This window comes from Massilia sp. PWRC2, from assembly GCF_049896725.1.
In the GTDB taxonomy this organism is placed as follows: Bacteria; Pseudomonadota; Gammaproteobacteria; order Burkholderiales; family Burkholderiaceae_D; genus JAFCUW01.
The window spans coordinates 187,061-210,573 of the sequence record NZ_JAFCUW010000009.1 but is presented as its reverse complement, the minus strand read 5'-3'; the positions used below and the strand labels follow the sequence as shown (position 1 = coordinate 210,573).

The 23,513-nt window shown below is 61.7% G+C and carries 19 protein-coding genes; 14 read left to right on the top strand and 5 right to left on the bottom strand.

All coding sequences use genetic code 11. The annotated features are described in order from the left end of the window. Positions 1-147: 147 nt before the first annotated feature. The 3 genes from ACP7BZ_RS18025 (at position 148) to ACP7BZ_RS18015 (ending at position 5,597) form a co-directional block, all read left to right on the top strand. Entirely contained in the window at positions 148-1,344 is a 1,197-nt protein-coding gene (locus ACP7BZ_RS18025) for an efflux RND transporter periplasmic adaptor subunit (RefSeq protein ID WP_426115679.1), read from the top strand. After that, positions 1,341-4,460, top strand: coding sequence for an efflux RND transporter permease subunit (locus tag ACP7BZ_RS18020; RefSeq protein ID WP_426115677.1), 3,120 nt, complete (start codon positions 1,341-1,343; stop codon positions 4,458-4,460). Before ACP7BZ_RS18025 ends, ACP7BZ_RS18020 begins: the two co-directional genes overlap by 4 nt. Positions 4,461-4,691: 231 nt before the next feature. After that, positions 4,692-5,597, top strand: coding sequence for a hypothetical protein (locus ACP7BZ_RS18015; RefSeq protein WP_426115675.1), 906 nt, complete (start codon positions 4,692-4,694; stop codon positions 5,595-5,597). Between the two features lie 76 nt (positions 5,598-5,673). Here ACP7BZ_RS18015 and hemB read toward each other — a convergent pair whose 3' ends face one another. Both hemB and yihA read right to left on the bottom strand, forming a co-directional pair. Next, positions 5,674-6,687: a porphobilinogen synthase gene (gene hemB, locus ACP7BZ_RS18010; RefSeq protein ID WP_426115673.1), complete on the bottom strand. Its 1,014-nt coding sequence runs from the start codon at positions 6,685-6,687 to the stop codon at positions 5,674-5,676. Between the two features lie 55 nt (positions 6,688-6,742). Beyond that, positions 6,743-7,465: a ribosome biogenesis GTP-binding protein YihA/YsxC gene (gene yihA, locus ACP7BZ_RS18005; protein WP_426115671.1), complete on the bottom strand. Its 723-nt coding sequence runs from the start codon at positions 7,463-7,465 to the stop codon at positions 6,743-6,745. A 200-nt stretch (positions 7,466-7,665) separates the two neighbouring features. Here yihA and ACP7BZ_RS18000 point away from each other — a divergent pair, with 200 nt between their 5' ends. The 5 genes from ACP7BZ_RS18000 (at position 7,666) to ACP7BZ_RS17980 (ending at position 13,524) form a co-directional block, all read left to right on the top strand. Further along, positions 7,666-8,361 (top strand): c-type cytochrome, encoded by a 696-nt coding sequence (locus ACP7BZ_RS18000; RefSeq protein WP_426115668.1) that lies wholly within the window; start codon positions 7,666-7,668, stop codon positions 8,359-8,361. Between the two features lie 115 nt (positions 8,362-8,476). Beyond that, positions 8,477-10,591, top strand: coding sequence for a cytochrome c biogenesis protein ResB (locus tag ACP7BZ_RS17995; RefSeq protein WP_426115666.1), 2,115 nt, complete (start codon positions 8,477-8,479; stop codon positions 10,589-10,591). A gap of 34 nt (positions 10,592-10,625) precedes the next feature. Further along, positions 10,626-11,798, top strand: a complete 1,173-nt coding sequence (gene ccsB, locus ACP7BZ_RS17990; protein WP_426115664.1) for a c-type cytochrome biogenesis protein CcsB — start codon at positions 10,626-10,628, stop codon at positions 11,796-11,798. 110 nt (positions 11,799-11,908) lie between these two features. After that, positions 11,909-12,886: a protein-methionine-sulfoxide reductase catalytic subunit MsrP gene (gene msrP / locus ACP7BZ_RS17985; protein WP_426115662.1), complete on the top strand. Its 978-nt coding sequence runs from the start codon at positions 11,909-11,911 to the stop codon at positions 12,884-12,886. Between the two features lie 2 nt (positions 12,887-12,888). Next, on the top strand, positions 12,889-13,524 hold the full coding sequence (locus tag ACP7BZ_RS17980) for a sulfite oxidase heme-binding subunit YedZ (RefSeq protein ID WP_426115660.1): 636 nt from the start codon (positions 12,889-12,891) through the stop codon (positions 13,522-13,524). 20 nt (positions 13,525-13,544) lie between these two features. Here ACP7BZ_RS17980 and lysA read toward each other — a convergent pair whose 3' ends face one another. Both lysA and lptM read right to left on the bottom strand, forming a co-directional pair. Next, the gene (gene lysA / locus ACP7BZ_RS17975; protein WP_426115658.1) at positions 13,545-14,837 is read right to left on the bottom strand and encodes a diaminopimelate decarboxylase; all 1,293 of its coding nucleotides are present in this window, start codon (positions 14,835-14,837) and stop codon (positions 13,545-13,547) included. A 54-nt stretch (positions 14,838-14,891) separates the two neighbouring features. After that, positions 14,892-15,050: an LPS translocon maturation chaperone LptM gene (lptM, locus tag ACP7BZ_RS17970; RefSeq protein WP_426115656.1), complete on the bottom strand. Its 159-nt coding sequence runs from the start codon at positions 15,048-15,050 to the stop codon at positions 14,892-14,894. Positions 15,051-15,143: 93 nt separating this feature from the next. Between lptM and cyaY the strand changes: the two genes are divergently transcribed. Further along, positions 15,144-15,470 (top strand): iron donor protein CyaY, encoded by a 327-nt coding sequence (gene cyaY, locus ACP7BZ_RS17965; RefSeq protein WP_426115654.1) that lies wholly within the window; start codon positions 15,144-15,146, stop codon positions 15,468-15,470. Positions 15,471-15,505: 35 nt separating this feature from the next. Here cyaY and ACP7BZ_RS17960 read toward each other — a convergent pair whose 3' ends face one another. Next, the gene (locus tag ACP7BZ_RS17960; protein ID WP_426115652.1) at positions 15,506-17,875 is read right to left on the bottom strand and encodes a penicillin-binding protein 1A; all 2,370 of its coding nucleotides are present in this window, start codon (positions 17,873-17,875) and stop codon (positions 15,506-15,508) included. A gap of 391 nt (positions 17,876-18,266) precedes the next feature. Between ACP7BZ_RS17960 and ACP7BZ_RS17955 the strand changes: the two genes are divergently transcribed. From ACP7BZ_RS17955 to pilQ, 5 genes are read left to right on the top strand one after another with little or no spacing between them, the layout of a single operon-like run. Next, on the top strand, positions 18,267-19,340 hold the full coding sequence (locus ACP7BZ_RS17955; RefSeq protein WP_426115650.1) for a pilus assembly protein PilM: 1,074 nt from the start codon (positions 18,267-18,269) through the stop codon (positions 19,338-19,340). Further along, complete coding sequence (locus ACP7BZ_RS17950) at positions 19,340-20,017, top strand: PilN domain-containing protein (RefSeq protein ID WP_426115648.1); 678 nt, start codon at positions 19,340-19,342, stop codon at positions 20,015-20,017. The genes ACP7BZ_RS17955 and ACP7BZ_RS17950 overlap by 1 nt, the downstream gene beginning before the upstream one ends. 8 nt (positions 20,018-20,025) lie before the next feature. Beyond that, positions 20,026-20,694: a type 4a pilus biogenesis protein PilO gene (locus tag ACP7BZ_RS17945; protein ID WP_426115646.1), complete on the top strand. Its 669-nt coding sequence runs from the start codon at positions 20,026-20,028 to the stop codon at positions 20,692-20,694. Further along, positions 20,691-21,245, top strand: coding sequence for a pilus assembly protein PilP (locus ACP7BZ_RS17940; protein ID WP_426115644.1), 555 nt, complete (start codon positions 20,691-20,693; stop codon positions 21,243-21,245). Before ACP7BZ_RS17945 ends, ACP7BZ_RS17940 begins: the two co-directional genes overlap by 4 nt. After that, positions 21,242-23,506 carry a type IV pilus secretin PilQ gene (gene pilQ / locus ACP7BZ_RS17935; RefSeq protein ID WP_426115642.1) on the top strand — a complete coding sequence of 755 codons (2,265 nt, stop codon included), beginning with the start codon at positions 21,242-21,244 and terminating at the stop codon, positions 23,504-23,506. Before ACP7BZ_RS17940 ends, pilQ begins: the two co-directional genes overlap by 4 nt. Positions 23,507-23,513 lie beyond the last annotated feature (7 nt).

The following is a 23,513-nucleotide window of genomic DNA, read 5'->3' as shown; positions in this document are numbered from 1 at the left end:
AGTCCTTGTCGACTGTCGCCTCAAAGAATGTCCTAGAAGAAATATGCGACAATACTCGCGCAGTTTTTCACCCCGTTTCTTTCTTTTTTCCTTTTTATCCAACACCAGACCACAAAACCGCTGCCCACGAGGTGGCCAGGAAACAGCATGAGCAAACCTTCTATTGGCGTCATCGCCGCCGCCCTCGCCATCGTTGGCGCCACCGCCTGGTACCTGAGCGGGGGCAGCAGCTCATCGGCCCCTGCCGGCGGCAAGAACGGCGCGGCCCAGCCACCGACCGTGGTCAGCGTTATCAAGCCGCTGCGCCAGGATGTGCCCGTCGTGCTGCAATCGAACGGCACCGTCACGCCACTGTCCACCGTCGACCTGCACCCGCAGACCACCTCGACCGTCCGCACCGTCCACATCAAGGAAGGCCAGTTCGTCAAGAAGGGCGATCTGATGTTTTCGCTGGACGACCGCAGCGATGCCGCCAATGTCGACAAGGCGCACGCGCAGATCGCCCGTGATCAGGCGGCGCTGGCCGATGTCGAGCGCCAGTACAAGCGCAGCACCGAACTGGTGGCGCAAAAATTTCTGGCCCAAAGCGCCCTCGATACCCTCAAAAGCCAGGTCGACTCGGCCCGTGCCCTGCTGACCGCCGACCAGGCGGCGCTGCGCGCGTCGGGCGTGTCGGCCAGCTATAACACCATCCGCGCGCCGATGAGCGGGCGCGTCGGCGCCATCAATGTCTATCCGGGCAGCCTGGTGCAACTGGCGACCTCGCTCACCACCATCACCCAGCTCGACCCCATTTCCGTCTCGTTCACCCTGCCGGAAGCGGCGCTGGGCGAACTGATTGCCGCGCAAAAACGCGGCAAGGTGGCGGTACAGGCCAGCCCGAACAGCAGCGCCGGCGCGGCCGGCGTCATTGGTGCCATCAGCTTTATCGATAACACGGTCGATGCCATGTCCGGCACCATCCGCGTGAAAGCGCAGTTCGACAACCGCGACAGCAGCCTGTGGCCGGGCCAGTACGTCAACACCCGCATCACCGTGCAAACGCTGACGGGCGCGGTGGTGATTCCACAAACGGCCATCATCATCAATACCCGCGGCACCTTCGTCTACGTGGTCGACACCGACCAGTCGGCCCGCCAGGTGCCGGTGGCGCGCCTGCACGCCTGGGGCTTGAACGCGGCAGTATCAGGTTTAACGGGTGACGAACGGGTGATTACCGACGGCAAACAGAACCTGCGTCCGGGTGGCAAGGTCAAGCTGGCTGAAACGGCCGACAAGCCCGCCGCTGCCAAGACTGACGGCAAGACCGACGCCAAGACCGCGGGCAAGGATGGGGCCGCATGAATATTTCCGAACTGTGCATCCGGCGCCCCGTCATGGTGGTGCTGCTGTCGATCAGCATGATCCTGGTCGGCATTCTGGCCTACCGCAGCATCCCGGTGGCGGCGCTGCCGAGCTATAACACCCCGGTTATCAACGTCAACGCCAACCTGTCCGGCGCCAGCCCGGAGACCATGGCGTCGTCGGTGGCGCTGCCCCTGGAAAAGCAGTTTTCCACCATCGCCGGCATCAACCTGATCACCTCGTCGAGCACCCAGGGGGCGACCTCGCTGACCTTGGAATTTGATCCCTCGATCGATATCAATACCGCCGCCGTCGACGTCCAGGCGGCCTTGCTGGGCGCCCAGCGCCAGTTGCCCGCTGAAATGACGGAATTGCCGTCCTACCGCAAGGTCAATCCGGCCGATGCGCCGGTGCTGTTCATGACCATGACGTCGCCGTCGATGAGCCTGTCGGACTTGAACGACTATGCAGAAAACCTGATCGCCCCCAGCCTGTCGACCCTGCCCGGCGTGGCCCAGGTCACGGTCAATGGCCAGAAACGCTTTGCCGTGCGGGTCCGCGCGCAGGCGGACATGATGAATGCACGCAATCTGTCGATGGATGAACTGGCGATTGCCCTGCGCGCCGCCAACTCCAATTCGCCGCTCGGCATTCTCGACGGCCCCAGCCAGACCCTCACCATCCAGGGCAACCCGCAGCTGATGAAAGCGAGCGAGTTTGCCGAACTGATCGTCGCCACCCGCAATGGCGACCCGGTGCGCCTGAAAGACGTCGCCACCGTCGAAGACAGTTTTCAGTCCGTCAAAACGGCCGGCAGCTACAACGGCGAGCGCTCCATCGTGCTGCTGGTGCAGCGCCAGCCGAATGCGAATACCGTCGAAGTGGTCGACGCCGTCCGCAAACTGTTACCACGCTTTCAGTCGCAGGTGCCCGCTTCCATCAAGATCAACCTGGTCAATGACCGCTCGGTATCGATCCGCGAAGCGATCCACGACGTCAACCTGACGCTGGCGCTGACGGTGGCGCTGGTGGTGATGGTGATCTTTCTGTTCCTGCACCGCGCCGCCGCCACCTTCATTCCGGCCGTCACCATGCCGATTTCGCTGCTGGGCGCGCTGTCGCTGCTGAACTGGCTCGGCTACAGCCTCGACAACGTTTCCCTGCTCGGCATCACGCTGGCCGTCGGCCTGGTGGTCGATGACGCCATCGTGGTGCTGGAAAACATCGTGCGGCACATCGAGATGGGCAAGAAGCCTTTGCATGCGTCGCTGGTGGGCGCCAAGGAAATGGGGTTTACGATTATTTCCATTTCGATCTCCCTGGTCGCCGTGTTCATCCCGATTTTCTTCATGCCCGGTGTGATTGGCTTGCTGTTTCACGAATTTGCCGTCGTCGTCGGCCTGTCGATCCTGGTCTCGGCGGTGGTGTCGCTGACCCTGGTGCCGATGCTGGCCAGCCGCCTGCTGCCGCCCCATGTGGAAAATGGCGAGGGCGAAAAATCGTTCATCGGCCGCCATTTCGAAGCCGGCTTTGCCAGGGTGCGCAACGGCTACGCCTCGACGCTCGACATCGCGCTGGCGCACCGCAACATCGTGCTGCTGGTGGCGCTGGCCACCTTCGCCCTGACGGTGGTGCTGTACGTCACCATCCCGAAGGGTTTCTTCCCCGAAGAAGACCTGGGGCAGGTGCAGGTGACCACCGAAGCGGCTGAAGACACCTCGTCGGCGGCCTTGCTGGTATTGCAGGAAAAAGTGGTCGCCATCATGATGGCCGATCCCGCCATCAAGGACGTCACCTCGTTCACCGGTGGCGGCAACAGTGGTCGCATGTTCATGGTGCTCAAGGCCAGGGGCGAGCGCGACAAGATGCCGGTGGTGCTCGACCGCCTGCGCAAAGCCACCCGCGCTCTGCCCGGCATCGCCGTTTATCTGCGCCCGGTGCAAAACTTGCAGCTGGGCGGACGCCAATCAAAAAGCCGTTACCAGTACACCCTGCAAAGCGTTGGCAGCGGCGCCGAGTCGCTGGGCAGCTGGGCCAGCAAGTTCCAGGATGGCATGCGCGCCAATCCGAACTTCCGCGACGTCACCAGCGATTCGCAAAACCGCGGCTTGCAGGCGCAGCTGAAAATTGACCGCGACAAGGCCAATACGCTGGGCGTTGCGATGGTCGACGTGCGCACGGCGCTGTACGCCGCCTTCGGTGAGCGCCAGGTGTCGACCATTTATGCGCCGGCTGCTTCTTATTATGTGATTCTCGAAGCGTCCGAAGCGGACCGCCAGTTCGACGATGCGCTTGAGCGGGTCTCGGTGCGCAACAAGGGGGGCCAGCTGGTCAAGCTGTCGAGCTTTGCCACCGTCGAGCGCACGGTGGGGCCGATTTCCGTCAACCACCAGGGCCAATTGCAGGCAATCACGCTGTCGTTCAATCTGGCGCCCGACGTGCCCCTCGGGGTAGCCACCGCTGCCATCGACAAGATGGGGGGCGACATGAATCTGCCAGCGGCCGTCATCACCCGCTACGGCGGTGATGCCGCCGTGTTCCAGGATTCGCAGTCGAGCCAGATCATCCTGATCGTGGCAGCGCTGGGCGTCATCTATGTGCTGCTCGGCGTGCTGTATGAAAGTTTTATCCACCCGCTGACCATCCTGGCCGGCTTGCCATCGGCGGCGGTGGGCGCGCTGTTGACCCTGCGTATTTTTGGGCTCGATCTGACCATGATTGCCATCATCGGTATCTTGATGCTGATTGGTATCGTCAAGAAAAACGCCATCATGATGATCGACTTTGCCCTCGACGCCCAGCGCAACCAGGGTATGAGTCCGGCCGCAGCGATCCGCGAAGCGTGCGTGTTGCGCTTCCGGCCGATCCTGATGACCACCCTGGCCGCGCTGATGGGCGCGCTGCCGATTGCGCTGGGACTGGGCGCTGGCGCCGAACTGCGTCAGCCGCTGGGCCTGGCCGTCTGCGGCGGCCTGCTGTTTTCGCAAGTCATTACGCTGTACATCACCCCGGTCATTTATCTGTTCCTCGACAAGTACAGCGGTGCCGGTCCGATGGACGACACCGAGTTTGCCGAGGCGGAGGCGAGCAACGTGGTTCACCTCGCGCATAAATAAATGTAAAGAGACTTAGGCCGGGCTTAGCGCGATACATTCTGTCACATGCGGTGGCCCGGACTCTTGTAAGCTGCAGGCTTGGCGCACCAGCGATCAGCGATCAGCTGTTGCGTCGGGGTCCAGCATGCCACCAGGTCTTCGCATCATCTGCCTAAACCGGGTAGACTGCGGCCATGAGTGAGTAACATCTTTCATCGAGACCCTTCCCCATTGAGTGAGCAGACTTTCATTTTGCGTGACCACACCCATCACTCCCACACCGAAGACGGCGTCTGCGCCCTGTGCGGGCAGCCTTTACCCGTCGCTGGTGTGAGCGAGTACGGCCAGCGCAAGCCGAACCGCACCGGGATTGCCATCACGGTGCTGCTGCACTTGCTGTTAATTGCCATTTATTTCCTGCAACCGAACCGCGAGCGCCATGCGCCGCCGCCGGCCGGTGCCACCATGGTGTATATCGCGCCGCTGCCTGTGGGCAAGCCGAAAAAGACCCCACCGCAGCAGCAGGCACCGAAAAAAGCGCCGAAAACCAGGCCGACCCCGGTCAGCAAGCCAGTGCAGATCCAGCGCCTGCCCAATACCATCACCTTGCCAAACGAAAAGCCGGTCGAGCTGGTAAAAGAAGCGCCGCCCACGCCAGTGAAGGAAAGTCCGCCGCAAGAGACCGATATGCAGGCGTATATCGAAGCGCGCCGCAAGGCCCGTGGCGCCAAGGACCCCAGCGATGCGCCGGGCGAAGAAAGTGAAAACGCTAAGGCCACCCGCGTGGCCATGGCAAATATTGCCGCCGCCAATGGCCGCTCGCACGGCGATGACCGCAATGAATCGGGCGGGGTGTTTTCGATTACCAACAAGACATTCAACCGCGCCGAGGTCAAGTTCCGCGGCTGGAATCCGAATTTCAAGCGGCGCTGGCTGCAACAGGTGACGGTGGAGCAGGGCACCGAGCCGGATATCGAAACGGCCATCATCAACAAGATGATCGAACTGATTCGCAAGGAAAAAACCGGCGACTTCGAGTGGGATTCGCACCGCCTGCAACGGGTGGTGACGATGAGCGCGCGGCCGAAAGATACGTCGGAACTGCAAGCCTTCCTGTTCAAGGAGATGTTCCCTGAGTACAAGGCACCGCGGCGTTAGTCGACAAAAAAAGGGGACAGGCCTGGCCTGTCCCCTATGTGATTGAGCGCACGGCAAACCTCGCCGCGCTAGCCCATCAAGCTGACTGCTTCAACAGCCGCGCAATATCCCGCGCAAAATACGTCAACACGCCGTCGGCGCCAGCGCGCTTGAACGCCATCATCGATTCCATCATTACCTTGTCATGGTCGAGCCAGCCGTTTTGCGCGGCCGCCTTCAACATCGCATATTCGCCGCTGACTTGATAGGCAAAGGTGGGCACGCGGAATTCATCTTTCACGCGCCGCACGATGTCCAGGTACGGCATGCCCGGCTTGACCATCACCATATCGGCCCCTTCGGCCAGATCGAGCGCCACTTCGCGCAGCGCTTCGTCGGAGTTCGCCGGGTCCATCTGATAGGTGTTCTTGTCGGCCTTGCCGAGGTTGGCCGAAGATCCCACCGCATCGCGGAACGGGCCATAAAACGCCGACGCGTATTTGGCCGAATACGCCATGATGCGGGTGTGGATATGGCCACCATCTTCGAGCGCCGCGCGGATCGCACCGATGCGGCCATCCATCATGTCGGACGGGGCGACGATGTCGACGCCAGCGCGCGCATGGGTCAAGGCCTGGCGGATCAGCATGGCAATGGTGGTCTCGTTGACGATATAGCCGTTTTCGTCAGGCAAGCCATCCTGGCCATGGGTGGTGTAGGGATCGAGGGCGATGTCGGTCAGGATGCCGAGCTGGGGAAATTTCGCCTTCAATGCCTTGATGGCGCGCGGCACCAGGCCATCGGGGTTGGTCGCTTCGACGCCATCATAGGTTTTCAGCGCATTGTCGATGACCGGGAACAGGGCGATCACGGGAATGCCCAGCGCGACGCACTCGGCCGCCACTTCCAGCAACAGGTCAATCGACACCCGCTCGACGCCGGGCATCGAGCCCACCGGCTGGCGCTGGTTGTCCCCATCGAGGATGAACACCGGGTAGATCAGATCGTGCGCCGTGATGGTGTTTTCACGCATCAGCGCGCGCGAAAACGGGTCGCGGCGCATGCGGCGCAGGCGGATGGCGGGGTAGGCGGCAGGTATGTGAGCAGGCATGTTTTTCAGTTAAAAATTAAAACGAAAAATTAAAACGGAAAATTAAACCGGAAAATTAAACGGCGTCATCCGCATCGACCGGGTCGATCAGCACGGCGTCCGGATCCGGCGCCACGTCCACCAGGCCCAGCAGATCGATAATCTTGTCATTGGCCTCATCGATGCCGAGCCGCTTGAGGGCCGAGAACAGCTGCACGGTGAAGGGGAAGCCGTCGCCGTCTTCGTCGACGTAGCTGGCGAGCATCTGCTGGGCCTTGCGCAGGGCGTTGGTCGATTCGTTGCGGTTGAGCTTGTCCGCCTTGGTCAGAATGCAGTGAATCGGCTTGCCGGTGGGGGCGAACCATTCGAGCATCTGGATGTCCAGATCGGTAAACGGCCGCCGCGAATCCATGATCAAGACCAGCGCGGCCAGCTGGTCACGGCGCTGGACGTAGTCGCCCAGCAGCTTTTGCCAGTGCAGCTTGGCCGAGCCCGACACTTCGGCGTAACCGTAGCCAGGCAGGTCGACCAGCAGCGCTTCGACTTCATCGAGGCGCAGGGCATCCTTGCGGTGCTGGCCCACATGGGCGCCGCCGATGGAAAAATAATTGATGTGCTGCGTGCGGCCGGGCGTTTTCGATGCGAACGCCAGGCCCTTCTGATTGGTCAGAATATTGATGGCCGTCGACTTGCCGGCGTTGGAGCGCCCGGCAAAGGCGATCTCGGGCGCCGTGGTGGTCGGCAGATCGCGCAGTTGGTTGACGGTGGTGAAGAAACGGGCTTGCCAGAGTTTGGACATGGAGTAGGGTAAATTGCAAATAAAAGCTGGCGATAACGCAAGAAAGCTATTGTACAATAAGAGGTTACGATGCCCGCGCCCCGCCTTGGCGGTGCGCCCGCTGCAGGCGCGTGAGACCGCGAATTTTCTGCATCAGGTACTACGGCATCGAACCGGCGTCCCCTCAATAAAATTTATTTTTACATGGTCAGGGTGTTTGCATGAATCGAGCTTCGTTCCCTTCCGCCGCTACGGCACTTGTGAAATCGCTGTTCATCATCGCCTCGCTGGCTGTTGCCGCCGGCGCTCAGGCCCAGGCCGCCGAGACGGCGCATGGCGCTGCCGCCGTCGTCAATCTCGATCCCGCCAAGGGCGCCACCCTCTATGATGGCGGCGACGCCGCGCGCGGCTTGCCCGCCTGCCTGTCTTGCCACGGTGCCGCCGGCAACTCGACCATCGCCGCCAATCCGAAACTGGCCGGCCAGGTCTCCAATTACGTCTACAAGCAGCTGGTCGAATTTACCGGTCCGACGCGCGCCCACCCGATCATGACGACCTACGCGAAAATGATGACGGACGACGAAAAGAAAAACGTCGCCGCCTATCTCGCCGCGCAAGCGCCGAAAGGGGGCGCAGCCAAAAACAAGGACACACTCGAACTGGGGCGCAAGATTTACCGCGGCGGCATCGCCGAGCGCGGCGTCGCTGCCTGCGCCAGTTGCCATGGCGCCGCTGGCGCGGGCGTCCCCATCCAGTACCCGCGTCTGGCCGGCCAGCACCAGGATTACAGCGTCGCCCAACTGGTGGCCTTTCGCACCGGCGCCCGCAAGAACAGTGTACAAATGACCACGCTCGCACAGCGCATGTCGGACGACGAAATGAAGGCTGTGGCAGACTATATCGCCGGCCTCAAATAAGCGGCGGGTGTATCGTCGTACGGGCGGCACGCGCAAGCAGGCCGCCCTTTTTTATTTTCGATGATCGTTGTCGCTGGTGTGACAGCGATACAGACAGCAGCAGTACCAACACGGGATGGATGCAATGCGCAGCGCAGCAGGTGAAATGAAACGGGGGCGTTTCCAGGCCGGTGATATCGTCGAACTGGTGTCGTCGATGCGCTTTGCCATCAGTTTGCTGGCGATCATCGCCATCTCGTCGATGATTGGCACGGTGATGCCACAAAACGCCCCCATGCCCAATTACGTCGACCAGTTCGGACCGTTCTGGTTCGAAATTTTTCGGCACCTGGGCCTGTACGCCGTCTATTCGGCCTGGTGGTTCCTGCTGATCCTGGTATTTCTGATCACCTCGACCGCCCTGTGCATCACCCGCAACGGCCCGAAGATGTTGCGCGACATGCGCAGCTGGCGCGAAAACGTGCGCGAAGAATCGTTGCGCAATTTTCACCACAAGGCCACCTGGACGAGCGCGCTGGCGCGTCCCGCACTGGCGCAGCAAAGCATGGCGCGGCTACGCGACGCCGGCTATCAGATCAAACTGGTTGACAAGCCCCATGGCACGCTGCTGGCAGCCAAGAAGGGCGCGTTTAACAAGCTCGGCTACATCTTTGCGCACAGCGCCATCATCATCATCCTGGTGGGCGGCATGCTCGATTCGGACTTGCCGATCCGCTTGCAGCAGTGGTTCATGGGCAAGACGCCATTTGCCGGCAATGGCGTGATCGCCCAGATTCCCGCGCAGCACCGGCTCAGCCTGAACAACCCCACCTTCCGCGGCAACACCGAGATTCCGGAAGGAGGCAACAGTGCGGTTGCCATCATTCCGCAGGCGACCGGGGTATTGATCCAGGATCTGCCATTCACCATCGAGCTGAAAAAATTCCACATCGATTTTTATTCGACGGGCATGCCCAAGCTGTTCGCCAGCGACGTCGTGGTCCACGACCATCAGACTGGCAAGAGCTTTCCGGCCACCATTGAAGTGAACAAGCCGCTGATCTACCAGGGCGTGGCGGTCTACCAGTCGAGTTTTGGCGACGGCGGCAGCAAGCTGACCCTGACCGGCTTTCCCATGACGGGCGTCGACGCCAGTCCGTTCGCCCTGACCGGTGTGGTCAATGGCAGCACCCCCCTCAAGCGGGGCGCCGACCAGTACAGTGTCGAATGGTCCGGCTTTCGGCCGTTTAACGTGGAAAACATGGGTGGCGGCGACGCCCGCGCCGTCAAGCAGGGCGCCAGCCTGAACGAGCAGTTATCGGCCAGCCTCGACAAGCATTCCGGCTCGGCCGCCAAGAACGCCAACAACAAGGACTTGAAAAACGTCGGTCCCAGCATCCAGTATAAATTGCGCGACAGCACGGGCCAGGCGCGTGAATACCAGAATTACATGCAACCGGTCACCATCGACGGCGGCCAGGTCTATCTGACCGGCATGCGCGCCAGCGAGGCCGAGGCCTTCCGCTTCCTGCGCATCCCCGCCGACGACGAGCACAGCGTGCGCGACTGGATGCGCCTGCGCGCGGCGCTGGCCGATCCCGCCCTGCGTGCGAATGCCGCCGCCCGTTATGCACGCCAGGCCATTCCGCCCGGCGCCAGCGCGGCGGCGCTGGCGCTGTCGCAACAGTTACAAGAGTCGACCGAACGCACCCTGGCCATCTTTGCCGGCGACGGCAAGGGCGATGGCGGCCTGGCGGCAGTGGCCCGCTTCATTGAAGCGATCAAGGTGCCGCAGGATGAGCAGACCAAGGCCGCCAACATCTTCATGAAAATGCTCGATGGCAGCCTGTGGCACTTGTGGCAGGCGGCCCGCGAGCAGGCCGGACTGGCGGCGCTGGCGCCCAGCGAAGCGCACGCCAAATTTTTGCAGCTGTCGATGCTGGCGCTGTCGGACAGCGTGCTGTACGGCGCCCCCGTCTATCTGCAGCTCGACCAATTCGATGAAGTCAAAGCCTCGGTGCTGCAGGTCACGCGCTCGCCTGGCAAAAAGGTGGTGTATCTCGGTTGCCTGCTGCTGGTGCTGGGCGTGTTTTCGATGTTTTATATCCGCGAGCGGCGCCTGTGGATCTGGATCGCCGACAATGCCGACGGTGGCAGCGATGGCTTGATGGCGATGAGCACGCAGCGCAAGACACTCGACTTCGAAGGCGAATTTACCGACATGAGTGCCAAGCTCGCGCAATCGGCGTAAGCTGCGCCTCAAGCTGAACCGTATGGAGACCCTCATGGAATTATCACAAGCCAAGCCCGGTAGCAGTCCCGGACAAACCTACGTACAGGCCCCCGGCTATCTGCGCCGCCTGGGCAGCGCCGACTGGCTGTTTGCCATCGCCCTGGCGCTGGGCGCCGGCTTTGCCTTAAGCCGTTACGGCAGCTTCATGGACGTCTACGAGCAAGCCATCCTGGTGTGCGCGGTGCCCGTGTTCGCCGCCCTGGGCTGGCACTGGAAGCCGCTGCGCGCGCTGATGCCGCTGGTGGCGCTGCTGGCCCTGTGCGCCATCGGCCTGTACGGCGGCAACCTCGACCTGGCCAACAAAAAATTCTTCCTCAAATACATGCTGTCATCACAGTCGGCGATTTTGTGGATGAGTACCCTGTTCGTGTTTTCCACCGCGTTTTACTGGCTCGGCCTGGTCGCCCGTTCGCCCTTCGGTGGCGCCGTCGGCTCCAAGCTGTGCTGGGCCGCCGTGGTGCTGGGCTGGACTGGCATGATGGTGCGCTGGTACGAGTCGTACCTGATCGGCAGCGACGTCGGCCACATCCCCGTGTCGAATCTGTATGAAGTGTTTATCCTGTTTTCGATGATCACTGCCATGTTTTATCTGTACTACGAAGCGCATTACCAGACCCGCCAGCTGGGCCCCTTCGTGCTGCTGGTGATCGCTGCCGCCGTTGGCTTTTTGCTGTGGTACACGGTGTCGCGCGATGCCGCCGACATCCAGCCGCTGGTGCCGGCCCTGCAAAGCTGGTGGATGAAAATCCACGTGCCGGCCAATTTCGTCGGCTACGGCACCTTTGCCCTGGCCGCCATGGTGGGCGCGGCTTACCTGCTCAAATCGCACGGCTACCTGGTCGACCGCCTGCCGGCGCTGGAGGTGCTCGACGATGTCATGTACAAGGCCATTTCGGTCGGCTTCGCCTTTTTTACCGTCGCCACCATCCTCGGCGCGCTGTGGGCGGCCGAAGCCTGGGGCGGCTACTGGTCGTGGGACCCGAAAGAAACCTGGGCACTGATCGTCTGGCTCAATTATGCCGCCTGGCTGCATATGCGCCTGATGAGCGGCCTGCGCGGCCGCGTGGCCGCCTGGTGGGCCCTGATCGGGCTGGTGGTGACCACCTTTGCCTTCCTTGGCGTGAATATGTTTTTGTCAGGATTGCATTCGTACGGCAAGTTGTAAGCGCAGCAGTTCACAAAGAACTATGGCATATTGGTGGTCGCTTAAGGCAAATCAAAGGATCGTGTCCGATCCTGTCATGCCACCGCACCCACCGATTGCCAAGGAACGCCATGCTCATCAAACGCAGCCCCAACGGTCTCGATTTACCGTATTCGTCCGAAATCACCCCGCAGGCCGTCTACGAAGAACGGCGCAATTTCATCAAGGCGATGGCGCTGGGCGCTGCCGCTGGCGGTGCCTTGTGGGAAATGGCCAACCGCGAAGCGTTTGCCCAGACCCCGGCCGCCAAGCTCGCAGCCAAGCTCAATCCAGCCTATTCGGCGCTCGACAAGCAGACGCCGTTCAAGGACGCCTCGACCTACAATAATTACTACGAGTTCGGCACCGACAAGTCGGAGCCGGCCGTCAACGCCCACACCCTCAAGACGCGACCATGGACGGTGTCGATCGAGGGCGAGGTCAACAAGCCAATGACGATCGACATCGATGCGCTGACCAAGCTGGCGCCGCTGGAAGAGCGCGCCTATCGCCTGCGCTGCGTCGAAGGCTGGTCGATGGTCATTCCGTGGGTCGGCTATTCGTTGTCGAACCTGATCAAGAAGGTTGAGCCGAACGGCAATGCCAAGTTCATCGAGTTCGTCACGCTGGCCGATCCCAAGCAAATGCCGGGGGTGAACAGCCGGGTACTCAACTGGCCGTACGTGGAAGGCTTGCGCATCGACGAAGCCATGCACCCGCTGACACTGCTGACGGTAGGCATGTATGGCCAGGTGCTGCCGAACCAAAACGGCGCGCCCGTGCGTATCGTGGTGCCTTGGAAATATGGTTTTAAATCGGCCAAGTCGATCGTCAAGATCCGCTTCGTCAAGGACATGCCCAAGACCGCCTGGAATATCTCGGCACCGTCCGAATATGGCTTTTATTCGAACGTCAATCCGGACGTCGATCACCCGCGCTGGTCGCAGGCGAGCGAGCGGCGCATCGGCGAAGATGGCTTTTTCCAGAAAAAGCGCAAGACGCTGATGTTCAACGGCTACAGTGACGTGGCATCGCTGTACACCGGCATGGACTTGAAAAAGAATTTTTAACCATGACGGCGTTCAATCCCAGTGCGCGCCAGGTGAGCGCGATCAAGGCGGTCGTTTTCTTGCTGGCCCTCATTCCAGTGGCGCAGATGGCCTATCTGACCATCAGCGGCCGGCTGGTCGAGCCGCTCGAACACATCACCCGCGGCACCGGTGACTGGACCCTGTATTTTCTGTGCATCACCCTGGCGGTGACGCCCGTGCGCCGCTTGAGCGGCTGGAACTGGTTAGTCAAACTGCGCCGCGAAGTGGGCCTGTTTGCATTCTTTTACGCCTTCCTGCACTTCATGACCTTCCTCTGGTTCGATCATTTTTTCGACCTCGAGGCGATGTGGAAAGACGTCATCAAGCGCCCCTTCATTACGGTGGGGTTTATTGCCTTCGTGCTGTTGATGCCGCTGGCGGCAACCAGCACCAATGCCATGATTCGCAAGCTCGGCGGCAAGCGCTGGCAATGGCTGCACCGGCTGATCTACCTGATCGCGCCGCTCGGGATTCTGCATTTCTGGTGGATGAAGGCAGCCAAGCACAATTTCCAGCAGCCGATCATATTCGGCGCCATCGTGGCGCTGCTGCTCGGCTTGCGGCTGTACTGGAAACTGACCAAGGCGCCGCGCGCGGTGGTGCCGGCGCGGACTTGACGCGGTCGTGCGCCGTGTTTTTACTTGATCAGGCGTTCCAGGGCGAACAGGTCGGCCGCCTGCTCGCGCTCGCGCACCAGGTGCACGCGATCGCCGTCGACGATCACTTCGGCGGCGCGCCCGCGCGTGTTATAGTTCGACGCCATCGTCAAGCCGTAGGCGCCGGCGCACGTAATGGCCAGCACATCGCCCGCTTCGGCCGACAGGATGCGGTCCTTGGCCAGCCAGTCGCCCGATTCGCAGACCGGACCGACGACGTCGTACAGGTCGGCCGTCTCGCCGCTGTGCGGGCGCACTGCATGCACACCCATCCAGGCCTGGTACAGGGCCGGGCGCATCAGGTCGTTCATCGCTGCATCGACGATGCAGAAATTTTTCTCTTCGCCTTTTTTGAGGTATTCGACGGTGGTCAACAGCACGCCGACATTGCCGACAATCGAGCGGCCCGGCTCAAAAATTACCTTGATCGGCACGCCATCATGGCGCGCGCTGCGCCACTGGTCGATGCGGCGGAACAGGCGGCCCAGGTAAATGTCCACCGGCACCGGCGCCGCTTCGCCCGCTTCGCCATAATCAATGCCGAGGCCGCCACCGATGTCGAGGTGGTGCAGCACGATGCCTTCGAGGGCCAGTTCGTCGATCAGTTCGATCAGTTTGTCGAGCGCTGCGAGCAGCGGGGCGTCGTCCAGCAGTTGCGAGCCGATGTGGCAATCGATGCCCGTCACCGCCAGGTGGGGCAGGGCGGCGGCGACCCGGTAAGTTTGCAGGGCATCATCAAACGCCACCCCGAATTTGCTCGCCTTCAAGCCGGTGGCGATATACGGGTGGGTCTTGGCATCGACGTTCGGGTTGACGCGCAGCGAAATGCGCGCCGTCTTGCCCATGCTGCCGGCGACCTCGTTCAGACGGTGCAGTTCGGCAATCGATTCGACATTGAAGCACAGGATGTCGTGACTGAGCGCCAGCCGCATGTCAGCGACGCTTTTGCCGACACCGGAAAAAATCACCTTGCCAGGGTCGCCGCCAGCGGCCAGCACGCGCAGCAGTTCGCCGCCGGAGACGATGTCGAAACCGGCCCCGCGCCGCGCCAGCAAATCGAGAATGGCCAGGTTGGAATTGGCCTTCATGGCGTAGCAGATGAGGGCGTCGCGCGTGCCGCAGGCACTGGCGTAGGCATCGAAATTACTCAGCAGGGCGGCCTTTGAATACACGTAGAGCGGGGTGCCGTACACTTCGGCGAGGGTCGACAGCGCGGTGGTTTCGGCGTGCAGGACGCCATTGTGGTAGTCAAAATGTGGCGTGGAATGGGACATGGCGGGCGGCGGACTCTGACGGATAACAGCAGGTTGAGGTTGATTGGTGATGGCTTATTGGGAGGGGCTGCCGTTGGGCTGCGCCGGCACCGTGGAAATGACCGGCGCCACCGTTGCCGGCTGCACCACCGGTGGGCGGGCGGCGGGCTTCGGCAGGTACAGCGGACCGGTCTGGCCGCAGCCGCTCAGGCCGCTTAGGAGGAGCGCAAGCACGGGCATTAACACGGCTGCGAACATGAATGGGGACTTCACGATTAGAATCACTGTCTGATTGATGGAAGTTAGACCTGGACCTTGGAGTGTAGCATGAGCGAAACAGAATTTTTAGCCCTGGCTGAAAGCACCTTGAATGGCATTGAAGCGGCGATGGACAAGCTCAACGACGAAGACGTCATCGACGTCGAGTGCAAGCGCAGCGGCAACGTGCTGGAAATCGAATTCATCGACAACGGCAGCAAGATCATCGTCAACAGCCAGGCCCCCATGCAAGAATTGTGGGTGGCCGCCAAGGCCGGTGGCTACCACTACAAGCGCATCGGCGGGGCCTGGATCAACACCCGTGACGGCTCCGAACTGCTGGCCACGCTGTCAACCCTGGCCAGCGGCCAGGGCGGTGCCACTATCACGCTGTAAGACGGCATTGCGGGCGTGCCGGCGCCCGCAAGCGGTCAGAACAACTCGTTCTTGACCGCATCCTTCTGCTTTTCTTCAGCCGGCGTGCCGCGCGTGCCGACATCGAGACTTTGCACACCGGTGCCCGGTGGATTTTCGGCATAGTAATATTCGTCGCCGTACTGGACCACCCCGGCCGGCACCACGCGCTCGTCGACCGGCACGTTTTTCAGGGCCTTTTGCATGAAGCCGATCCAGATCGGCAGCGCCAGGCCACCGCCGGTTTCCTTGTTGCCCAGGTTGCGCGGCTGGTCGTAACCGATCCAGGCGATGCCCACCATCTTGCCGGCGTAACCGGCGAACCAGGCGTCGATCGAATCGTTGGTGGTGCCCGTCTTGCCAGCCAGATCGGTGCGTTTCAAGACCATCGCCTTGCTGGCGGTACCGTAGCGCACCACATCCTTGAGCATGCTGTCGACCAGGAAGGCATTGCGTTCATCGATCACCCGGTTGGCATCGACGCCAGCCTTGTCGGGCGCAGCCTGCGACAGGATCTTGCCATCCGCATCGGTCACCTTGGAAATCAGGTAAGGGCTGACGCGGTAGCCGCCGTTGGCGAACACGGCGTACGCGCCCGCCATTTGCAGCGGCGTGGTGGAGCCGGCGCCCAGCGCCAGGGTCAGGTAGGGTGGATTTTTTTCCGGATCGAACCCGAAGCGGCTGGTGTATTCCTGCCCATATTTGGCGCCGATCTTGTGCAGGATACGGATCGAAATCATGTTCTTCGATTTGGTCAGGCCGCGCCGCATCGTCATCGGCCCTTCATACTTGCCGTCGTAATTTTTTGGCTCCCAGGCCTGGCCGCCGGTCTGCCCCGCATCGAACGATATCGGCGCATCGTTGATGATGGTCGCCGGTGACAGGCCGCGCTCGAGCGAGGCCGAATAAATAAACGGCTTGAACGACGAGCCGGGCTGACGCCAGGCCTGGCTGACGTGGTTGAACTTGTTGCGGTTGTAATCGAAGCCGCCCACCAGCGCGCGGATGGCGCCGTCGGTGGTGTCGGCGGCAACGAAGGCCGATTCGATTTCCGGCATCTGCGTCACGCTCCAGCTGGCGCCGCCATCCTGGGTCACGCGGATGACGGCGCCGCGGCGCAGACGGCGGTTCGGCGCAGCCTTGTCCGACAGCCATTCGCGGACAAAACTCAGGCCGGCGCCGCTGATCTTGATTTCTTCGCCAGAAGCGGTGACGGCGGTGATGGCGCCGGCGCTGGCCTGCAGCACCATGGCAGCGACGATATCGTCGCTGTCGGGGTGCTCGGCCAGTTCCGCCTCGATCGCCTCGTCAGCGTCTTCCTTGACGGTGGGGATGTCGACGTAGGCTTCCGGCCCGCGATAGGCATGGCGCTTTTCGTAGTCCATCACGCCGCGCCGCAGGGCCAGGTAAGCGGCATCCTGGTCCGCCTTGGTGACCGTGGTAAAGACATTCAGGCCGCGCGTGTAGGTCTCTTCCTTGAACTGCTCGTAGACCAGCTGGCGCGCCATTTCGGCCACGTACTCGGCATGCACGCCGAATTCGCCACTGTCGGTCTTGATTTTCAGGGGCTCGGCCTTGGCCTGTTCGAACTGCGCGTCGGTGATGTAACCGAGCTGGTGCATGCGTACCAGGATGTATTGCTGGCGCGTGCGGGCGCGCTTGGGGTTGACCACCGGATTGTAGGCGGACGGCGCTTTCGGCAGGCCGGCCAGCATGGCCGCTTCGGCGACGCTGATGTCCTTTAAATTTTTACCGAAATAGATCTGCGCGGCCGAGGAAAAACCGAAGGCGCGCTGGCCCAGGTAAATCTGGTTCATGTAGACCTCGAGAATCTGGTCCTTGCTGAGGTTTTTTTCAATTTTCCAGGCCAGCAGCACTTCGTAGGCCTTGCGTTTGAGCGTCTGTTCGGACGACAGGAAAAAATTGCGCGCCACCTGCTGGGTGATGGTCGAGGCACCCTGACGGGCGCCGCCGGTGGCGTTGTGCACGGCCGCGCGCAGGATGCCCAGGTAATCGACCCCGCCGTGCGAGTAGAAGCGGTCGTCTTCGATGGCCAGCACGGCTTTTTTCATCACCGTGGGGATTTCAGCGAAGCGCACCAGGGTGCGGCGCTCTTCGCCGAACTCACCGATGAGCACGCCATCGGCGGAAAACACCCGCAGTGGCATTTTCGGCCGGTAATCGGTGAGCGTGTCGAGGGCAGGCAGGTTGGGGTAGGCCATCGCCAGCGCAAACACCACCACCAGAACGGCAGCCAGGCCGGTGCCGCCCAGCACCCCGGCAAGCACCAGCAGCACGCGCCGCGCGGTGAGGGGGCGCCCGCCCGGCGTCGCTGCTGCCGAGCGCGAGGATTTGTCGGTTTTGGTCTGGCCGTTCGATGACTTCATGCGCCGCATCTTTCAGTTAACTAAGCCAATCCATTATACGGGAGCTGTTCGGCCGCGCCAGCGCGCCAGCGAATGTTAAATATCGGCCAAAATTGCGTCGAAATGTAACCGGAAATGTACTTTATCTGGACAACCAGTGGTGCACCAGACAACTGTGATGTCAGCGAGTTCACAGAGTGTGGCATTCCCGCCCGTCGACCGAATGTTCCAGTGCAGAAATACCTTTACACTCGTCGGACAGTGTTGCTACGATTTAATATTCCGCTTCGCACCAAGTCGCTAAGTGGCGGTTTTATAACAAATTTCGGGTCATTGAGCGCGATGGTGGCCGGTTCTGCAAGTGCACCTTGTGGTTCCAAACGCTGTTGCGGTGTTCAGGAGTACGGTCGGAATGATAAATCTAGCTTCCCTGTTCGGCAAAGCCAGCCCTCCGCTGGTGGGTCTGGATATCAGCACCTCGGGTGTGCGTCTGGTTGAACTGGCCGATCTCGGCAAGGGCGAACTGCGCCTCGAGCGGTTCGCCTCGGAGCCGCTGCCGCGCGGCGCTGTGGTCGATGGCAATATCGAAAATATCGAGCAAGTCTCCGATGCCGTGCGCCGCGTGTGGAAAAAAAGCGGTACCCGCGCCAAGCTGGTCGCCCTCGGCATGCCGCCCGCCTCGGTGATCACCAAGAAAATTATCTTGCCGGCCGGTCTGGCCGACGACCAGCTCGAAGTGCAGGTCGAATCGGAAGCGAGCCAGTACATTCCGTTCGCCCTCGATGAAGTGAGCCTGGACTTCGAAGTGCTGGGCATGGCCGCCAATGCGCCTGACGATATCGACGTCATGCTGGCGGCGGCGCGCAAGGAAAAGGTCGAGGACCGCGTCGCCATTGCCGAAGCGGCCGGCCTGAGTGCGACGGTGATGGACATCGAATCGTACGCCGCCCGCGCCGCCCTTGAGCGCGTCACCGCCAACCAGCCGGGCGCGGCCGACAAGATCGTCGCCCTGTTCCAGATCGGCGCCCAGGTCACCCATATCTCGGTGATGATCGGCAGCGAAACAATCTATGAGCGCGAGCAGCCGTTTGGCGGCAACCAGCTGACCCAGGACCTGGTGCGCGCCTACGGCCTGTCGTTCGAAGTGGCCGATGCGAAAAAGCGTGCCGGTGAATTGCCCGACAGTTACCAGGTCGACCACGCCGCGCCGTTCCTTGAAAACGCCGCCTCGGAAATCACCCGTGCCATCCAGTTTTTTTATACGTCGACGCCGTACACCCGGGTCGACCAGCTGTACCTGGCGGGCGGTTGTGCCCTGATGCCGGGCCTGCTCGATGTGGTCGCTGCGCGCACCAAAATTTCCACCGCCGTTGTGTCGCCGTTCAAAGGCATGGCACTGGCGCCCGGCGTGCGTGAATCGAGCCTGCGGGCCGAGGCGCCTGCCTATCTGGTCGCCTGCGGCCTGGCTCTGAGGAGGTTCGGCTAATGATCCGCATTAATTTGCTGCCGCACCGCGAAGCAAAACGCAAACTCAAGAAGACCGCCTTCGCCGCTCTGTTGGTGCTTGGCGGAATTGTCGGCGCCGCCGTGGTACTCGGCGTGGGCGGCTATAACGCCACCCGCGTCGCCATCCAGAACGAACGCAACGAGGTACTCACCAAGGCCAATGCCGAGCTCGACACGAAAATTGTCGCCATCGCCACCCTCAAGCAGGAAATCGAAGCGCTCAAGGCGCGCCAGCAGGCGGTCGAAGACTTGCAGGCGGACCGCAACCAGCCCGTCTATCTGCTCGATGAACTGGTCAAGCAAACGCCGGCCGGGGTCTACCTCAAGAGTGTCAAACAGGAAGGCCAGCGCGTCACCCTGTCCGGTGTGGCGCAGTCGCAGGAGCGGGTTGCCGAACTGCTGCGCAACCTGGCCAACAATTCGATGTGGCTGGAAAAACCTGATTTGACCGAAGTGAAGGCCGCCGTTTTGCAGCAGAGTAAAAGCGGGCGCAAGGTGGTCGAATTTACCCTCACCGTTGGCATCAAGCGCCCACGCGACATGGACCCGGACAAAGCCGCCGACAAGAACCCCGACGGCAGCGACAAAGCGGGCGTGAAACCGGTGGCAGCGGCAGCGGCACCCACCCCGGCTGCGGCCGGGCCGGCGCCGAAGTAAGGAATCCCATGGACATCAATCTGAAAGAAATGAGTGCATCGCTCAGCGGCCAGTTCGACGGCCTGTCTGGTCGCCATCCGGGCCTGTGGCCGGTAGCGCCGCGCATGCTGTGCGCCCTCGGCGTGATGGTCGGCGTGCTCGGCCTCGGTTACTGGTTTTACTGGAGTAACCAGTTCGAAGAACGCGAAGCGCTGGCGGCGAAAGAAGTCACCCTGCGCGAGCAGTACCGCAGCAAGATGGCGCAGGCGATCAACCTGGAAGCGTTGCAGAAGCAAAAAATGCAGGTCGACCAGTACGTCGAGCGCTTGCAAAAGCAATTGCCGAACAAGGCGGAAATGGCGGCGCTGCTGTCGGACATCAACCAGGCCGGTCTCGGCCGCGGCTTGCAGTTCGATCTGTTCCGTCCGGGCCAGGTGGTGGTGCGCGATTACTACGCCGAGCAACCGATCGATATCAAGGTCACCGGCAACTACCACGACATCGGCGCCTTTGCGGCCGATATGGCCAATCTGCCGCGCATCGTCACGCTCAATAACATGACGCTGACGGCCGGCAAGGATGGCTCGCTGGCCCTTGACGCTGTCGCCAAGACGTTCCGCTATCTCGATCCCGAGGAAGCCAATGCGCAGCGCAAGGCCCGTCTGGAAAAAGCCAAGGCCGCTGGAGCCCCTAAATGAGCCGCATGCCCCACCCCCTCAAAAACGCTGGCGCCATCGCCGCCCTGTTGCTGCTGGCCGGCTGCGGTGCCAGCGACGTGCGCGAAGTGCAGGACTGGATGAACGAGGTCAAGAAAGAAACCCGGGTCTCGGTCAAGCCGATCCCGGAGCCGAAGACCTTCATTCCGTTTGCCTACACGGCGCGCGCGAGCCTCGATCCGTTCAACGCCAACAAGCTGCTCGCCGAGCTGGCGCTGGCGGCGCAAAACAGCAACGACCGCCTCAAGCCCGATCTGACGCGTCGTAAAGAATTACTGGAAAACTACCCGCTCGACACGTTGAGCATGGTGGGCACGATGGAGAAGGGCGGTAAAAGCTATGCCCTGATCCAGCTTGACCGGCAGATTTTCCAGGTCAGGCCAGGCCAGCGTATCGGTCAAAATTTCGGCACCATCCTCGCTGTGAGCGATACTGCCGTGAATATCAAGGAAGTGGTTCAGGATGCCGGCGGCGAATGGGTCGAGCGGTTGGCGAAGCTGGAATTGCAGGAAAGTAAGGAGTCTAAAAAATGAACGCTTTAAAAATTTCCCGCACTGGTTTGATGGCGGCGCTGCTGCGCTGCTTTACGCTGGTGACGCTGGCCCTGCCGGCGCCGATCGTGCTGGCCCAGGCAGCGGCGCCAGCAGCAGAGGCGGCCAAGCCTGCGCAGGCGCAAGCCAACGGCATCGAATCGATCACCGCCAATGTGCAGGGCAGCAACGTGATCGTCAACATTGCCATGCGCGAGGCGCCGACGGCATTGCCGGTCGGTTTCCTGATCAGTAATCCGAGCCGGATTGCCCTCGATTTTGCTGCCACCACCAATTTCACCGGTAAAACCAGCCAGGACATCAATGTCGGCGATGTGCGCAGCGTCAACGTGGCGCAGGCCGGTCCCCGCACCCGCATGGTGCTCAACCTGAAGCGGCCGCTCAATTACGCCACTGCCATCGATGGCAAGTCGATCATCGTCACCATCGAAGGCTCGGGCGGCGTCGCCCAGGCCGTCAACAGCGTCGGCCTGCCGCTCGCACCGCGCGCTGCTACTGCTACCACTGCTACCACTGCTACTGCTACCACTGCCGCCGCTGCTGCTGCTGCTGCCCAGGGCCCGCTTCCCGTGCTGCGCGACCTCGACTTCAAGCGTGGCGCCAATGGCGAAGGGCGCATCGTCGTCGACCTGCCGAACAGCCAGGTCGCCGTCGATGTGCGCCAGGTGGGCAACAAGGTGCTGGTCGACTTCATGAAGACGGGGGTGCCGGCCAGCTTGCGCCGCCGCATCGACGTCACCGACTTCGGCACCCCGGTGGCGCTGGTGACCACCGCACCGCAGGGCGACAATACGCGCATGACCATCGAAGCGCGCGGCCTGTGGGAACAGTCGGTGTACCAGAGCGACACCCAGCTGGTGATCGACATCAAGCCGATCAAGGAAGACCCCAACAAGGTCACCCAGGGCGGCCAGGGTTATCGGGGCGAGAAGCTGTCGTTTAATTTCCAGAACGTGGAAGTGCGCGCGGCGCTGCAGGCGATCGCCGATATCTCTGGTCTGAACATCATCACCAGCGATTCGGTCACCGGCAACCTCACCCTGCGCCTGAAAGAAGTGCCGTGGGACCAGGCGCTCGACGTCGTCCTGCAAGCGAAGGGCCTGGACATGCGCAAGAATGGCACGGTGCTGTGGATTGCGCCGCGCGAAGAATTGCTTTCCAAGGAAAAGCTCGAGCTCGAGCAGCGCGCACAGATCGCTGAACTCGAACCGCTGCGCTCGGAAATTTTCCAGCTCAATTATCAAAAGGCCGAATCGTTCCGTACCGTTCTCGGTATCGACAGCAGCACCGACAGCCGCAACCGCGTCCTGTCCAAGCGCGGCAGCGCCATCATCGATGTGCGCACCAACCAGCTGTTCGTCACCGACATCGCCTCGAAAGTGGAAGACATCCGCCGCCTGATCCTCAAGACCGACATCGCTTCGAAGCAAGTGCTGATCGAAGCACGCCTGGTCGAAGCGACGGACAGCTTCAGCCGCAACCTTGGCGCCAAGCTGGGCTTTTCCGACTTGCGCGCCACCCGTGGCGGCGACGGCGGTTACCAGCTCAACGGCAACAACCGGGTCGCCATCGGCGGCAACATCAGCGGCGCCGGCCAGGCCTCTGGCCAGGTGGGCGGCAGCGCTGCCGATGCCTTCGCCAACAGCCAGCTGATCAACCTGCCTGCAGCGTCGATCGGCACCATCCCGCCGGCCACCGTGGCGTTCTCGCTGTTTTCGGCCGCCGCCAACCGCTTCCTCAACCTGGAACTGTCGGCCCTCGAAGCCGATGGCAAGGGCAAGATCCTGTCGAACCCGCGCGTGCTGACGGAAGACAAGATGGTGGCCCTGATCGAACAGGGTGTCGAACTGCCTTACCAGGTCGCCACCAGCAGCGGCGCCACCTCGATCAGCTTCAAAAAGGCGGTGTTGCGCCTCGAAGTGACGCCGCAGATCACGCCTGACGGCAACGTCATCCTCGACGTCGAGATCAACAAGGATTCCAAGGGCGATTCGACGCCGGCCGGCTTTGCCATCAACAACCAGCACGTCAAGACCAAGGTACGCGTCGAAAATGGCGGTACGGTTGTGCTCGGCGGCATTTACCAGCAGGTCGACAGCACCAGTGCCAGCAAGGTGCCGCTGCTGGGCGATGTGCCCTTCCTTGGCTACCTGTTCAAGACCACCGGTCGCGAATCGTCGAAGAATGAATTGCTGGTGTTTTTGACGCCAAAAATTGTAGCCGACGCTGCGCCCACCCGATAAATTGGCG